This window comes from Bradyrhizobium ottawaense, assembly GCF_002278135.3.
GTDB lineage: Bacteria > Pseudomonadota > Alphaproteobacteria > Rhizobiales > Xanthobacteraceae > Bradyrhizobium > Bradyrhizobium ottawaense.
This window is the reverse complement of sequence record NZ_CP029425.2, coordinates 720895-735069: the sequence shown is the minus strand read 5'-3', so window position 1 is coordinate 735069 and position 14175 is coordinate 720895. Positions and strand designations below refer to the sequence as shown.

Here is a 14175-nt window from a genome sequence, read left to right as displayed (position 1 = left end):
GTGGTAAACCGGATCTCCCGAGACCAGCCTGTCTCGTGCAAGGACCGTGGCCGATCGCATCCGCAAACGTGTGATGAGCGCGCAAATCGTCGCCGGCGAAATTCAGTTCGGCCTCACCGTGAGCGTCGGGATCGCCGAGGCCGCCGTCAGCATGTCCGGCATCGACGCGCTGATGGGCGCGGCCGATCATGCGCTCTACCAGGCCAAGGCCGAGGGCCGCAACCGCTGCATCGCCTTCGCGCCCCCGCCGCCTGCAAGCAAGGCGGCGGAGTGATCGAAGGACGCGGCTTTTAGTCCGGCACCGGCACGTCGAACGTGTTGAGCGTGACCGAGACCATGCAATAGACGCCGACGAGATAGGACAGCTCGGCCGCGCCGTGCTCGCCGAACTCCTTCACGGCGGCGCGCCAGGTCAATTCCGGCAGCACGCCGCCACTGACCAGCGCGGACGCCACGTCATACGCGATGGCCTCCTGCCTGGTGAGATCCACCGGCCGCTGACCGGCGACGATGGTCGCGAGCTTTTCGTCAGACAGGCCGCGCTGCTCGGCGACCAGCACATGGGCATAAAGCTCGTAACCGGAGCGGAAGTGCGAGCCGGTGACGAGGATGGCGACCTCGCGCACCGGGGCCGGCAGCAGCGGGTTCGACGCGATCGCCTTGACCAGCTCCCACACCGGCTTGCCGAAGCGCGGCTCGCGGACCCAGGGATTCCAGGGCCCGAGCAGCGCCCCGTCGTCGCGCATGTTCACGAAGCCCTTGAAGTGGTCCTTGATGCCGGCTCGCATGTCGTCATAGAGCGGCTTCTGTTCGTCGGTCAGATCCTTCGGATCGAGAATGGGAAGGCGCACGGTGGAGATCTCCTCGTTGAGAATACGAGGCTTGCCCGCAGGTGCGCGCAACGCAAGTGAAGTTGCCGTGACATCGCACGCCAGGCGGGCGTTCCGACAAATTCGATTATGTCGCCTCGGGGCCTCGTGCGCTCTGGGGATTTGCGAAATCGTCGACGGCGAGCGTCAGCGGCTCACCTGTCGCGAGAAACGACGACAAATTGGCCTCGAACGGCGTCGGATCGAGCCCGCGCGCCTTCAGCCAAGCGGGCTCGTAATAGGTCTGCCGATAGCGCTCGCCGGAATCGCAGATCAGCGTCACCAGCGATCCCGTCGCGTTCGACTGGCGCATCTCCGAGGCAAGCCGGCACAGCGCCAGGAAATTGGTGCCGGTGGAGCCGCCCACCGGGCGGCGCAGCCGGCGCGACAACACGTTCATCGCCGCGATCGTGGCCGCATCCGGGATCTTCATCATGCGGTCGACCACGCCAGGCACGAAGGAGGGCTCGCAGCGCGGACGGCCGACGCCCTCGATCAGCGACGGGCGGTCGCACACACGGGAGCGGTCCTGCGAGCGGAAGCAATCGAAGAAGGCGGAATGCTCGACATCGGCGACGCAGAGCCGCGTCGGATACTGGCGATAGCGCAAATAGCGTCCGATGGTGGCCGAGGTGCCGCCGGTGCCCGCGCCCATCACGATCCAGTCCGGCAACGGCCGCGGCTCGCCCTGCAATTGCGTGAAGATCGATTCAGCGATGTTGTTGTTGCCGCGCCAATCCGTCGCGCGCTCGGCGAAAGTGAACTGGTCCATGTAATGGCCGTTCAGGCGCGCGGCGAGCGCGGCGGCCTCCGCATACAGCGCGCGGCCGTCGTCGATCAGATGGCAATTGCCGCCATAATGCTCGATCGCGGCGATCTTCTCCGCCGAGGTCGTGCGCGGCATCACGGCGTAGAAGGGCACGCCGATCATCTGCGCGAAATAGGCCTCCGACACCGCGGTCGACCCGGACGAGGCCTCGACGACGGGCGTGCCTTCACGGATGTGGCCGTTGCAGAGCGCGTAGAGGAACAGCGAGCGCGCGAGGCGATGCTTCAGGCTGCCGGTCGGATGGGTCGACTCATCCTTCAGATAGATGTCGATGCCTGATAGCGCCGGCACGATCAGCCGGATCAGATGCGTGTCCGCTGTGCGGCACTGGTCGGCCTCGATCGCGGCAACGGCCTCGTCGACCCAGCCGCGCCGATAGGCCGGTCCGGCCGGATTGTGCGGGCGGAAGGGAAATGTCTGCATCGAGCGAATCTCTCACGACACGCATTGCGCATCAAGGGCGCGCTCAAAATTCCAGCGGCGCGTTGTCGACGACTTCCTTCATCACGAAGAAGGTGCGGGTCTGGCGCACGCCGGGCAGTGCGATGAGCTGCTCGCCATGGATGCGGTTGAAATCCTCCATGTCGCCGACGCGGATCTTGAGGAAATAGTCGAAGTCGCCGGCGACGAGGTGGCAGTCGAGCACGAATTTCAGCTTGGCGATCGCCTGCTCGAAGATCGCAAAGCTCTCCGGCGTCGAGCGGTCGAGCACGACGCCGACCATCACCAGCGTGCCCTTCGCCACCTTCTTCGGCGCGACCATGGCGCGCACAGTGGCGATGAACCCGCCCTCGAACAGGCGCTGGGTGCGGCGATGGCAGGTGGCGGGGCTGATTGCGACGGTTTCGGCCAGCTCGGCATTGCTCAGCCGACCGTTGTTTTGCAGCAATCTCAATATCTTAAGGTCGGTGCGATCGAGCCGGGCAGACATGAAAGAAGCTTTCATAAATAGGTGATCTTTCGGAAGGATTATTAGCCCTTGCCACTATTTCCGCAAGAAATGGCGCAACATTGGCGCAATATTCGAGAGCACATTTTTCCGACGCGATGCTAGGCAGCTGCCAACACCAACGCCAATCGGGATGACCCATGAAGCTGGACAAATTTCCGCGCTACCCGCTGACCTTCGGCCCCACGCCCATCGAGAAGCTGGAGCGGCTGTCGAAGCATCTTGGCGGCAATGTCGAGGTCTACGCCAAGCGCGAGGACTGCAATTCCGGCCTCGCCTATGGCGGCAACAAGCTGCGCAAGCTCGAATACATCATCCCGGATGCGATCGCGTCCAACGCCGACACGCTGGTCTCGATCGGCGGCGTGCAATCGAACCACACCCGCATGATCGCCGCCGTCGCCGCCAAGATCGGAATGAAGTGCCGCCTGGTGCAGGAAGCCTGGGTGCCGCACGAGGACGCGGTCTATGACCGTGTCGGCAACATCATGCTCTCGCGCATCATGGGCGCCGACGTGCGCCTCGTCGACGACGGCTTCGACATCGGCATCCGCAAGAGCTGGGAGCAGGCGATCGACGAGGTGAAGGCGGCGGGCGGCAAGCCCTACGCGATTCCCGCCGGCGCCTCCGTGCACAAGTTCGGCGGCCTCGGCTATGTCGGCTTCGCCGAAGAGGTGCGCAAGCAGGAAGCCGAGCTCGGCTTCAAGTTCGACTACATCGTCGTCTGCACCGTCACCGGCTCGACCCATGCCGGCATGCTGGTCGGCTTCGCCGCCGACGGCCGCGCCCGCAAGGTGATCGGCATCGATGCGTCCTTCACGCCGGCGCAGACGAAATCACAGGTGCTCGAGATCGCGCAGAACACCGCAAAGCTCGTCGAGCTCGGCAAGGACCTCGTCACTGAGGACGTCGTGCTGATCGAGGACTACGCCTATCCCGCCTACGGCGTGCCGTCGGAAGAGACCAAGGAAGCGATCCGCCTCACCGCGCGTCTCGAAGGCATGATCACCGACCCCGTCTACGAGGGCAAATCGATGCAGGGCCTGATCGACCTCGCGCAGAAGGGCTATTTCGAGAAGGGCGCGAAGATCCTGTACGCGCATCTCGGCGGCGCGCCCGCCCTGAACGGGTATGCCTACGCGTTTAGGAATGGGTGAGGCTGCGCCGTACCTCGCGCCTCCACTCGCTGTCGTCCCGGGCAAGCGGAAGCGCAGACCCGGGACCCATAACCCCAGGGAGACGTTTGGCGAAGAACGTCTCCCCGTGCCCCAAGATAAATCACGCGGTATGGATCCCGGATCTGCGCTCCGCTTGTCCGGGATGACGAGAAGCCCTACCGCGTCCTGACGATCTGCAGCAGCTCGTCGCCGTAATGCTCGAGCTTCTTGTCGCCGATGCCGGGCACGTTGCGCAGCTCGTCGAGTGTCGTCGGCCAGGCCCGGACGATGCCGTCGATGGTGGCATCGTGCAGCACCACATAGGCCGGCACACCGCGCTCGCGCGCAATGTCCGAACGCCACGAGCGCAGCCGCGCGCGCAGTTCGGGATCGACATCGCCTTGCGGGGCGTTGGCGGCGGGCGCAAGGTCGCCGCGGCGGGATTTGCCGCGGCTTGCGCGAAGGCGCGTGCCGGGCGCTTCCTCGCGCAGCCACACCTCGGTCTCACCGCGCAACACGCCGCGCGCGGTCTCGGTCAGCTTCAGCGCGCCATAGGCTTCGCTGTCGCTCTGCAAATGCCCCATCGCCACCAATTGCCGCAGCACGGTGCGCCACTGCTTTTCGTTGAGCTCGCGTCCGATGCCGAACACGGACAATTTGTCGTGGCCGAACTGCGTCACCTTCTCGGTCAGGCGCCCGACCAGCACGTCGATCAGATGCATCGCGCCGAAACGTTGCCCGGTGCGATAGACGCACGACAACAGCTTCTGCGCCAGCACCTTGCCGTCGCGCATTTTCGGCGGCGTCAGGCAGTTGTCGCAATTGCCGCAGCTCTCGCCCATCACGATCTCGCCGAAATAGGCGAGCAGCCGCCGACGCCGGCAGTGCGGCGTCTCGGCAAGGCCGACGAGCGCATCGAGCTTGCCGATCGAGACCCGCTTGAATTCGTCGGAGGCGCTGGATTCGTCGATCATGCGACGCTGCTGCACGATGTCGGAAAGGCCGTAGGCCATCCAGGCCGCCGACGGCTTGCCGTCGCGGCCGGCGCGCCCGGTCTCCTGGTAATAGGCCTCGATGCTCTTGGGCAGGTCGAGATGGGCGACGAAGCGCACGTCGGGCTTGTCGATGCCCATGCCGAACGCGACGGTCGCGACGATGACGATGCCGTCCTCGTTGAGGAAGCGGTCCTGGTTGCGCGAACGCACCTGGCTGTCGAGCCCGGCGTGATATGGCAGCGCGGCTATGCCGGCCTCGTCGAGCGCGGCGGCGACCTCCTCGACACGGTTGCGGGACAGGCAATAGACCACGCCGGCGTCCCCGGCATGGCGCTCCCGGATGAACTCCTTCAGCTGCGACACCGCACTGCGCTTGTCGACGATCTCGTAGCGGATGTTGGGCCGGTCGAAGCTGGAGACGAACTGCGGCGAGTCCGTGAGCTGAAGCCGCGCGACGATCTCCTTGCGCGTCAACTCGTCGGCGGTCGCGGTCAGCGCGATGCGCGGCACGTCGGGGAAGCGTTCGGCGATGATGGAGAGGCCGACATATTCGGGGCGGAAGTCGTGGCCCCATTGCGAGACGCAATGCGCCTCGTCGATCGCGAACAGCGCCACCTTCGCCTGCGCCAGCAGCGACAGGCACCGCGGCGTCACCAGGCGTTCCGGCGCGACATAGAGCAGATCGAGATCGCCCGCGAGCAGGCGCCGCTCGATGTCGGAGGCCTCCTGCAGCGTCAGCGACGAATTCAGCGCGGCGGCGTTGACGCCGGCCTCGAGCAGGCCGGCAACCTGGTCGCGCATCAGGGCGATCAACGGCGACACCACGATGCCGCAGCCTTCGCGCAGCAGGGACGGCAGCTGATAGCACAACGACTTGCCGCCGCCGGTCGGCATCAGCACCAGGCAATTGCCGCCGTCAGTGACGTGCCGGATGATCTCGCCCTGCGAACCGCGAAAGCCCGGCAGGCCGAACACCGAATGCAGCACCGACAGCGCATCGCGGCCGTTGGCCGGCGCAGGTCGCGGGGCGGTGGAAGGGGCATTCATGGGCGTTCGGGGAACAAGGCCAAGAGATTCGTCACAAGGCCAGTCGCATGCTGGCGTCGGCGTGGCAAGAGCGTTTGAGGGTCGAGGCGCGGCTGCTTCCTCCCTCTCCCCATTCCTACGGGGAGAGGTGAATAAGCCCTACGCCCCGATCCTGCGCAGCGCTTCTGCGACCGTCACGATCGGCATGTTGCGCTGTCCGGCGGCTTCCAGCGCATGACGCATCAGGTCCGGCGTGCAGCCATAGGGGCTCGGCGCGTCCGCGACGTCATGGCCGTAGAAGATCAGCCATCCACCGCTCGCCACCGCCTCGTCGAAATAGCGATCGACGCCTGCCTTGTCGATCTCACAATTGACCAAGGGCGACGCACGCAGGAACTGGAGATCGATGACGTCGCTGTTGACGCCGGGAAGGATGCCGCGCGCAGAACGGAAGGCCTTGGCGAGCTGCGGCTTGCGCCAGACCGAGGCAATCCCATAGGGATAGGCGAAGTTCTCCAGATTGATCGAGGAATCGATGCTGCGAAAATAGGTGCGGTTCCGCTCGATCTCGCGAGCCATCGCGGCCTCGTCGAGATTGGCCGAGCTCTGGTGCGAGAAGGTGTGGCAGGCAATCTCGTGACCGGCGCGGTGAAGCCGCACGATCGCATCGTCCGACAGGCCATTCCAATGGTCCGACGGCTGCCCGATCAGGCTGCCGGCGAGATAGAACGTACCGCGGCCGCCATGCTCTTCCAGTAGCGCGGCGCCCTCGCCTGCGGCGCTATCCGGGGCATCGTCGAAGGTAAAGCTCACGATCGGCGCATGCGCAGGCAGCCGGTGCGACGCGGCGCGGAAATGCCGGGCCAGCCGATTGCTCACGCGTCCCTGGAGTGCCGACCACACGACTGCGTTTCCCGTGATTCCGTATGTCTGTACTGAAACATTCGCGCGCTGGTCGAGGCAAGCCTAACGCCTGGGTAATCCTAACGCGGAACCAATATCCTTCGCTAACGCGCAAGGGCCGGCGCTTCGGTTTCCACACTGAGATATTGCAACCAATTGCGGAAAAGCACCGCGGCCGCACTGCCGGCGCCGATATCGGCGCGCAAATTCAGCCCGGGCAGTTCGTTGGTGAGCGCCGGATGGCGTTGGTGCGCCGCCTTCTTCTCGAAGCGGACCAATTTCTCTTCCGTCGCTGCGTCAAAATAGCTCACGGGCAGGCGCGGATAGTTCTCACGCTCCCGCGCAAGGTAGCGGCCGATGTCGCGCAGATATTCGCGCTGGAGCGACAGCGCGTCATATTCCGGATGCCCCTGGAAGAACACGAACCGGCTGTCATATTGGCGAACGAAAACGTCGACGCCGGCCTCCGCCGAGCGTGTCAGCACCTGATAACCGGCCTGCACCAGGTCGCTCTCCGCGAGCTCGTTGAGGCGCGAATGCGACACCTTCAGCGGCGCCGGCGCGGCACGCGTCAGGGCATCGCTCGTCACGGCGTCGCAATCGAAGATGCCGTGACATTTGGCCGGCAGCCGCCGCCGTTCGATGCCGTCGAGATGCAGCACCGCCGCATGCGCGGCAAGGCACGACCAGATCGTCGAGCGCGTGTTGGCCTTGGCCCAGTCAATGAGGTCGGCGAGGTCACGCCAATAAGGCTCCCGGTCGAGCTCGGGCGCAACCGGCTCGGCGCCTGTCACGATCAGCCCGTCGAATTTCTGGCGCTTCAGATCGGAGAGGTCGGAATATTCGCTCTCGACATGCCACTTCGCCTCCGGCGAGCGCTTCACGCTGGGCAGCGAGAAGCAATGGAAGCGGATGCGGCGCGGACCGGCCGCCGCCTGAAGCAGCTTCAAGAACTGACGCTCGGTCGCCTTCAGCGCCGGATCCGGCATGTTGTTGACGAGCCCGATCGTGAGCTCAGCGCCGTGATCGCGCGCGAGATCGCGCTCGGCCGGCACCAGCGCCGGGCTCGATATGACTTGATCCCTGTCGATCAAGATCGTCATTGACGCCGCCGCCTACTCCGCGGCCTCGAGGCGCGCCGAGAGGCAGGCCTTGTCCAGCGCCTGGTCGATGTCCTCGATGATGTCAGAGACATGCTCGATGCCGATCGAGAGCCGGATCGTTTCCGGCAGCACGCCGGCGACGCGCTGCTGCTCTGCCGACATCTGCCGATGGGTGGTCGAGGCCGGATGGCAGGCCAGCGACTTGGCATCGCCGATATTGACGAGGCGCGTGATCAGCTTCAGCGCGTCATAGAAGGACTTGCCGGCCTCCATTCCGCCCTTGATGCCGAAGGTGAACAGTGACGAGGCGTTGCCATCGAGATATTTCTGCACCAGCGGATAATAGGGGCTGTCGGGAAAGCCGGTGTAATTGACCCAGGCAACGCGCGGATCCTTGCGGACAAATTCGGCGACCTTGCGCGCGTTCTCGACATGGCGCTCCATGCGCAGCGCCACGGTCTCGATGCCCTGCAGCAGCAGGAAAGCGTTGAACGGCGACAGCACCGAGCCCATGGTGCGCTGATAGACGCTGCGCGCGCGCTCGATATAGGCGGTCTTGCCGAAGCGCTCGGCATAGACGAGGCCGTGATAGGAGGCGTCGGGCTTGTTGTAGGCCGGGAAGCGATCGGCGTATTTCGCCCACGGGAAGTTCCCGGAATCGACGATGGCACCGCCGAGCGTGGTGCCGTGGCCTCCCAGAAACTTTGTCAGTGAGTGCACGGCGATGTCGGCGCCGTAGTCGAACGGCTTGAGCAGAATCGGGGTTGCGACGGTGTTGTCGACGATCAGGGGCACGCCATGTGCATGCGCGATTTTGGCCAGCGCCTCGATATCGCAGACATTGCCGGCGGGATTGCCGATGGTCTCGGCGAACACAGCGCGGGTGTTCTCGTCGATCAGCTTCTCGACCGCCTCCGGCTTGTCGCTCTCGGCGAAGCGGGCGGTGATGCCCTGCCGCGGCAGGATGTGTGAGAGCAGCGTGTGCGTGGTGCCGTAAAGCTGCGGCACGGAAACGATGTTGCCGCCGTGATCGGCGACGTTGACGAAGGCGAAATGCAGCGCCGCCTGTCCGGTCGCAACCGCAAGCGCACCGACGCCGCCTTCGAGCTGGGCGATGCGCTTCTCCAGCACGGCGCTGGTCGGATTGGCGATGCGGCTGTAGCGAAAGCCTTCGGCCTCGAGATTGAAGAGCGCCGCGCCGTGATCGGCGCTATCGAAAGCGTAGGCCGCGGTCTGGTAGATCGGCACGGCGACCGCGTGCGTGGTCGCTTCGGGCTCGTAGCCGGCGTGAATAGCGATCGTCTCGTTGCGCATCGTGCCACCTCCGCGTGGGGCGGGCCGCACTTATTGGCCTGTATGAGGCATGTGCGTTGTCCGCCGCCCCCGTGTTAGAGGCGGGTGGTAAAGCGGACAATAATTCGCTTAGAGATCGAGGAAGTAACCCTAATGCTTGTCGGCGAATTGGCCGGAATCCGGGTTAAAGCGGATTAACGAAGTGCGACCTGCACGGCCGTGGCGGCGCCATGCCTTCTCCTTGCGGAGAAAGATGGCGCCGCCAATGCGGCGACAATCATGGACTAAACCATGCTCTCCCACAGCCGATGCGCGAGCACGCCGGCGCGCTTCTCGACCGCGGCCGCCGCGTCGAGCGCGAGGTCCTCGCGATAACGCCCGGCAATGAGCTGCACGCCGATCGGCTTGCCGTCGTGCACGGCCACCGGCACCACGGCGCCGGGCAGGCCCAGCACGTTGATCGCCGAGATGAAGCGGATCTCGCCCCAGAAGATCTCGCGCACGCGCTCGGGGCTGACGGTATCCTCGCGCGGGCCCGGCGTCGGCTTCACCGTGGTCGGCGCCAGCACGACCGGGTACTCCTCGAAGAACAATTGCCAGGCGCGGATGTGGCCGTTGCGCGCGGCGGTCGCCTGCATCCAGGCCTTGAGATCGAGCACATTGGCCTTGGCCTTCATGCCGCCCCAGGCCTTGTGGAAGTCCTCGGAGGTGACCTTCAGCATGCCGGCCTCCTGCATCACCACGGTCTCGTTGGTGATGATGTCGCACCAGGTCTGCCAGACGCCGTTGATGTCGGGCACCTCGACCTCGCTGACGCGATAGCCGGAACGTTCGAGATGATCGGCGGCCTGGCGCAGTGCGGCGCGTACGGAAGGGTCGACCTCCATGTCCTCGGGGATCTTGGCCAGCGCCACCTTGATCGGCCCCTTCGGCCTCTCGCCGACCAGCGGCGCCGGCACCCACCAGGGATCGCGCGGATCGCGCCGGCTCATCACCTCGAGTGCAAGGCGAACGTCCGCGACATGGCGCGCGAGCGGCCCCTGCGCCGACATCAGATGCGCCAGCATCGGCCGCTCGGCCGTTGCGCTCGCGTTGAACGCGGGGATGCGCCCCTGCGTCGGCTTGATGGTGGCGACACCGTTGCAATGCGCGGGCCAGCGCAGCGAGCCGCCGATGTCATTCCCATGGGCGATGGTGCCGATGCCGGCGGCGACCGCCGAACCCGCACCGCCCGAGGAGCCGCCGCAGGTGATATTGGGATCCCAGGGATTGAGCGTCAGCCCGTGCAGGGGGTTGTCGGTAAAGCCGCGAAAGGAGAATTCCGGCGTGTTGGTGAGCCCGATGACGATCGCACCTGATTTCTTCAGGTTGCGAACAACAGGCGCATCCGACGGCGCGACCAGGTCCTTGTTGGCGGGCACGCCGTTGAAATTCGGCCGCCCCTCGTAATCGACGTTTTCCTTGATGGTGATGGGCACGCCGTGCAGGAGGCCGAGCTCGCCGCCCTTGGCGCGCTGCTTGTCCGCGGCATGCGCCGCCTTCAACGCCTCTTCCGAGAGATCGACGACGACCGCGTTCAGCTTCGGATTGACGGCGCGCATCCGTTCGAGATGGGCTTCGACGGTTTCGACTGCGGAGATTGCGCCGGAGCGGATTGCAGCCGCGGTCTCCACCGCCGACCACTGCCAGGCCGGTCCCTGGGGACGGCGCGATGAAGCCGGCTTGAGCTGCGCGGCCTTCTTCGCCTTCTTTGCAACGACGGCCTTGCGGCTTGCGCTGGTCTTGCTGGAGGTCTTCGCCGGTTTCTTCGAAGCAGTCTTCTTCTCGGCAGTCTTCTTGGCCGTCTTCTTCGCCACGTCGCACCTCCTGAAATTGCGCCGAGGAAGTTACGGATGGCGAAAGGATGTGTACAGGTGCGTTTTCTGCATGGGCCAACGGCGCGACGCGGCGAATTGTCCGCGATCGCGCCGCTTGCGCTATTCCGCGGGGCAGGCCGCGACGGCCGCCGGCGCGCGGTCGAGCCGCAGGCTCCACAGCGCCAGCACCAGACCGACAGCGGTGATGCCGGCTGCGACCAGAGGCAGCGCCGAGAGGCCGAGCCCGCGGTCGATGGTGACGCCACCGGCCCAGGCGCCGAGAGCGTTACCGAGATTGAACGCGGCGATGTTGAGGCTTGAGGCGAGCGTCCGGCCGCTGGGGCCGGCCGCTTCCAGCACGCGAAGCTGGAGCGGGGCGACGGTCGCAAAGGCCGCGATACCCAGCAGCAGGATCAGCACGATCGCCGCGATCTTGACCGACAGCACGGCGGCAAGCCCAAGCAGCACGATGGCGAGCGCGGCAAGCGTTCCGATCAGCGCGCCGGCGAGGCCCCGGTCGGCGAGCTTGCCGCCGGCAACGTTGCCGATCGCGAGGCCGACGCCGAACACCAGCAGGATCGGCGACACCGCGCCTTCCGAAAAGCCGGTGAAGCGCGTCAGGATCGGCTGGATGTAGGTGAAGACGACGAACAGGCCGGCAAAGCCGAACACGGTCATGGCAAGGCCGAGCAACACTTGCGGGCGGCCGAGCACCGATACTTCCTCGGCAAGCGAGACCGGCTTGTCGCCGTTGCCGACATGGCCGGGCACGAGGGCCGCAACCACGGCAAAGGCGATCACGCCGATGACCGTCACGGCCCAGAACGCCGCGCGCCAGCCGAGCATCAGACCGAACCAGGCGCCGAAGGGCACGCCCAGCAACGTCGCGACGGTGAGACCGATGAACATGGTGGAAATCGCGGAGGCCCGCTTGTCCTCGGCGACGAGGCTCGTCGCCACCACCGACCCGACACCGAAGAAAGTACCGTGGGCAAGCGAGGTCAGCACCCGCGCGGCCATCAGCAATTCGTAGTTCGGCGCCAGCGCACAGGCCGCATTGCCGAGCGTGAAGATCGCCATCAGCGCGAGCAGCACGGTTTTGCGCGGCATCCGCCGCGTCGCCAGCGTCAGGACGGGCGCACCGACGAACACGCCGAGCGCATAACCGGAGATGAGCAGGCCCGCGACCGGTACCGAGACATGCATGTCGGCGGCGACCTGGAGCAAGAGGCCCATGATGATGAATTCAGTGGTGCCGATGCCGAAGGCACCGGCGGTGAGCGCGAGGACGGCGGGAGGCATGCGTGGGCTCCGATGGATGAGACGAGCCACAGATAGCCGTGCCCGTGCAAAACCATTAGAATGTCCTCAATCCAATCATTTGTGACGTGAATTCAACATGGCCCGCTTCGACACCAACCGCTCCGCCGAGATGGAGGTCTTCGTCCGCGTCGTCGATCTCGGCGGGTTCACCCAGGCCGCGCGAAAGCTGCGGCTGACGCCGTCGGGCGTGAGCAAGCTGATGTCGCGACTGGAGGCCCGCCTCGGCTCGCGCCTCGTCAACCGCACCACGCGCAAGCTGACCCTGACCGAGGAAGGCCAGGCGTTCTATCAGCGGGCCGTGCGGATCCTCGCGGAGATGGAGGAAGCCGAGCGCGAGGCGGCGTCAGGCGCGGCGCCGCGCGGCCGCCTCACGGTCAACTGCAATATCCCGTTCGGCATGCTGCATATGATGCCGCTGATCCCCCGCTTCCTGGAACAGCATCCCGAGGTCACGCTCGATCTCGTGCTGACCGACACGCTGGTCGACTTGATGCAGGAGCATGCCGACGTTGCGATCCGTGTGGGACCTCTGAAAGCGTCCCGCCTGATCGCGCGCAAGCTCGGCAGCAGCCGCATGGTGGTCGTCGGCACCCCAAACTATCTGGCGCGCTTTGGCACGCCCAGGACGCCGGCGGATCTCACTGAGCACCGCGGCATCGGCTGGACCTTTCCGCGCATCCGCGGCGGATGGCCATTCCGGCGCGGCGATCGCACCGAGGAAGCCGTGCCGCCGCCGGTCGCACGCGCCAGCGACGGCGAAGTCGCCCGCCGGCTGGCGCTGGGCGGCGTCGGCCTCGCCCGCCTCGCGCTCTTCCATATCGGCCCCGACATCGAATCCGGCCGCCTCGTGCCGGTGCTGCAGAACTACAATCCCGGCGACCGCGAAGACATCCACGCCGTCTATGTCGGCCACACCGCCCCCCTGCCCGCACGCGTCCGCGCGTTCATCGATTTCCTTGCCGAGCATGTGCTAGTGAGCGATCCCGCGCTGAAGCGGGCGGGGGATGGGAGGTGGAAACTGGCGGGATGAGGCTGATGGCGGAGAGAGCGTCAGTCAATCCAGACTGATGCGATCGTGTTCCGCGTGGCTGGACCGTTGAGGACGCACCGCCGACGCTTGCGCGAGGGTGCCGAAACCGCGAAAGTCCTAACTGTTTCAGAGCTTGTCAGGGGAATTCCACACAAATGCAGTTCGATGACGTCATCCTCGGTCGCCGGAGTATCCGCGGCTACAAACCCGATCCGGTACCCAAGGAGCTGATTGCGGAAATCATTGGTTTGGCGATGCGCGCTCCCTCGTCGATGAACACCCAGCCCTGGAATTTCTATGTCATCACCGGCGAACCGCTGGATCGGATCCGCGCCGGCAACACCGAACGGATGGTGGCGGGCATCCCGCAGTCGCGCGAGTTCCGCACGGGCCAGGCCTTTGCAGGCAAGCACCGTGACAGGCAGGTCGGCGTCGCCAAACAATTATTCTCCGCGATGGGAATCGAGCGCGACAACACGGAAAAGCGCCAGGACTGGGTGCTGCGCGGCTTCCGCCAGTTCGACGCGCCCGTCTGCGTGATCATCACCTATGATCGCGTGCTTGACGGTAGCGACGATACGCCCTTCGACTGCGGCGCCGTGGCGACCGCCCTGGTCAATGCCGCGTGGTCGCGCGGGCTCGGCGCCGTGATCAACAGCCAGGGCATCATGCAGTCCCCCGTGGTGCGCGAGCACGCGGGCATAGCCGACGATCAAGTCATCATGAAAAGCATCGCGCTGGGCTGGCCGGATGAAACCTTTCCGGCGAATGCCGTGGTGTCGGAGCGGAAGTCCGTCGAGGAAGCGACGGTGTTCGTCGGTTTCGAGAAGTAGCGGCCTGCG

General features: G+C 65.6%; 13 protein-coding genes. 4 read left to right on the top strand and 9 right to left on the bottom strand.

The genetic code is table 11. From position 1 onward, the window contains the following. Positions 1 to 73: 73 nt before the first annotated feature. On the top strand, positions 74 to 274 hold the full coding sequence (locus CIT37_RS03400) for a diguanylate cyclase domain-containing protein (protein WP_240536474.1): 201 nt from the start codon (positions 74 to 76) through the stop codon (positions 272 to 274). Positions 275 to 290: 16 nt separating this feature from the next. Here CIT37_RS03400 and CIT37_RS03395 read toward each other — a convergent pair whose 3' ends face one another. From CIT37_RS03395 to CIT37_RS03385, 3 genes are all read right to left on the bottom strand, one after another. Further along, the gene (locus tag CIT37_RS03395) at positions 291 to 851 is read right to left on the bottom strand and encodes a carboxymuconolactone decarboxylase family protein (protein ID WP_038950256.1); all 561 of its coding nucleotides are present in this window, start codon (positions 849 to 851) and stop codon (positions 291 to 293) included. 106 nt (positions 852 to 957) lie between these two features. Further along, entirely contained in the window at positions 958 to 2121 is a 1164-nt protein-coding gene (locus tag CIT37_RS03390) for a PLP-dependent cysteine synthase family protein (protein WP_038972816.1), read from the bottom strand. A gap of 43 nt (positions 2122 to 2164) precedes the next feature. Next, on the bottom strand, positions 2165 to 2629 hold the full coding sequence (locus CIT37_RS03385; protein ID WP_038950254.1) for an Lrp/AsnC family transcriptional regulator: 465 nt from the start codon (positions 2627 to 2629) through the stop codon (positions 2165 to 2167). A 158-nt stretch (positions 2630 to 2787) separates the two neighbouring features. On the opposite strand from CIT37_RS03385, the gene CIT37_RS03380 reads away from it, so the two are divergent. Then, positions 2788 to 3804 carry a 1-aminocyclopropane-1-carboxylate deaminase gene (locus CIT37_RS03380; protein ID WP_038950252.1) on the top strand — a complete coding sequence of 339 codons (1017 nt, stop codon included), beginning with the start codon at positions 2788 to 2790 and terminating at the stop codon, positions 3802 to 3804. 176 nt (positions 3805 to 3980) lie between these two features. Here CIT37_RS03380 and recQ read toward each other — a convergent pair whose 3' ends face one another. From recQ to CIT37_RS03350, 6 genes are all read right to left on the bottom strand, one after another. Next, positions 3981 to 5846 (bottom strand): DNA helicase RecQ, encoded by a 1866-nt coding sequence (gene recQ / locus CIT37_RS03375; RefSeq protein ID WP_038972818.1) that lies wholly within the window; start codon positions 5844 to 5846, stop codon positions 3981 to 3983. Positions 5847 to 5984: 138 nt separating this feature from the next. Then, a complete protein-coding gene (locus CIT37_RS03370) occupies positions 5985 to 6728 on the bottom strand; it encodes a polysaccharide deacetylase family protein (protein ID WP_095424516.1) in 744 nt (247 codons plus the stop codon). A gap of 104 nt (positions 6729 to 6832) precedes the next feature. Beyond that, complete coding sequence (gene metA, locus CIT37_RS03365) at positions 6833 to 7831, bottom strand: homoserine O-succinyltransferase MetA (RefSeq protein WP_095424515.1); 999 nt, start codon at positions 7829 to 7831, stop codon at positions 6833 to 6835. Between the two features lie 12 nt (positions 7832 to 7843). Then, positions 7844 to 9145 (bottom strand): O-acetylhomoserine aminocarboxypropyltransferase/cysteine synthase family protein, encoded by a 1302-nt coding sequence (locus tag CIT37_RS03360; RefSeq protein ID WP_095424514.1) that lies wholly within the window; start codon positions 9143 to 9145, stop codon positions 7844 to 7846. A 263-nt stretch (positions 9146 to 9408) separates the two neighbouring features. Then, positions 9409 to 10980, bottom strand: coding sequence for an amidase family protein (locus CIT37_RS03355; RefSeq protein ID WP_095424513.1), 1572 nt, complete (start codon positions 10978 to 10980; stop codon positions 9409 to 9411). Positions 10981 to 11100: 120 nt separating this feature from the next. Further along, the gene (locus CIT37_RS03350) at positions 11101 to 12282 is read right to left on the bottom strand and encodes an MFS transporter (protein WP_028141931.1); all 1182 of its coding nucleotides are present in this window, start codon (positions 12280 to 12282) and stop codon (positions 11101 to 11103) included. 97 nt (positions 12283 to 12379) lie between these two features. Between CIT37_RS03350 and CIT37_RS03345 the strand changes: the two genes are divergently transcribed. Both CIT37_RS03345 and CIT37_RS03340 read left to right on the top strand, forming a co-directional pair. Further along, positions 12380 to 13333: a LysR family transcriptional regulator gene (locus CIT37_RS03345; RefSeq protein ID WP_095424512.1), complete on the top strand. Its 954-nt coding sequence runs from the start codon at positions 12380 to 12382 to the stop codon at positions 13331 to 13333. Between the two features lie 155 nt (positions 13334 to 13488). Beyond that, complete coding sequence (locus CIT37_RS03340; protein WP_028141933.1) at positions 13489 to 14166, top strand: nitroreductase; 678 nt, start codon at positions 13489 to 13491, stop codon at positions 14164 to 14166. Positions 14167 to 14175: the final 9 nt, after the last annotated feature.

Bases quoted from the DNA above. Each gene is read 5' to 3' on its own strand.
- metA (WP_095424515.1), bottom strand. From the start codon at position 7,831: ATGACGATCTTGATCGACAGGGATCAAGTCATATCGAGCCCGGCGCTG.
- CIT37_RS03380 (WP_038950252.1), top strand. From the start codon at position 2,788: ATGAAGCTGGACAAATTTCCGCGCTACCCGCTGACCTTCGGCCCCACG.
- recQ (WP_038972818.1), bottom strand. From the start codon at position 5,846: ATGAATGCCCCTTCCACCGCCCCGCGACCTGCGCCGGCCAACGGCCGC.
- CIT37_RS03350 (WP_028141931.1), bottom strand. From the start codon at position 12,282: ATGCCTCCCGCCGTCCTCGCGCTCACCGCCGGTGCCTTCGGCATCGGC.
- CIT37_RS03400 (WP_240536474.1), top strand. From the start codon at position 74: ATGAGCGCGCAAATCGTCGCCGGCGAAATTCAGTTCGGCCTCACCGTG.
- CIT37_RS03360 (WP_095424514.1), bottom strand. From the start codon at position 9,145: ATGCGCAACGAGACGATCGCTATTCACGCCGGCTACGAGCCCGAAGCG.
- CIT37_RS03345 (WP_095424512.1), top strand. From the start codon at position 12,380: ATGGCCCGCTTCGACACCAACCGCTCCGCCGAGATGGAGGTCTTCGTC.
- CIT37_RS03340 (WP_028141933.1), top strand. From the start codon at position 13,489: ATGCAGTTCGATGACGTCATCCTCGGTCGCCGGAGTATCCGCGGCTAC.
- CIT37_RS03390 (WP_038972816.1), bottom strand. From the start codon at position 2,121: ATGCAGACATTTCCCTTCCGCCCGCACAATCCGGCCGGACCGGCCTAT.
- CIT37_RS03385 (WP_038950254.1), bottom strand. From the start codon at position 2,629: ATGTCTGCCCGGCTCGATCGCACCGACCTTAAGATATTGAGATTGCTG.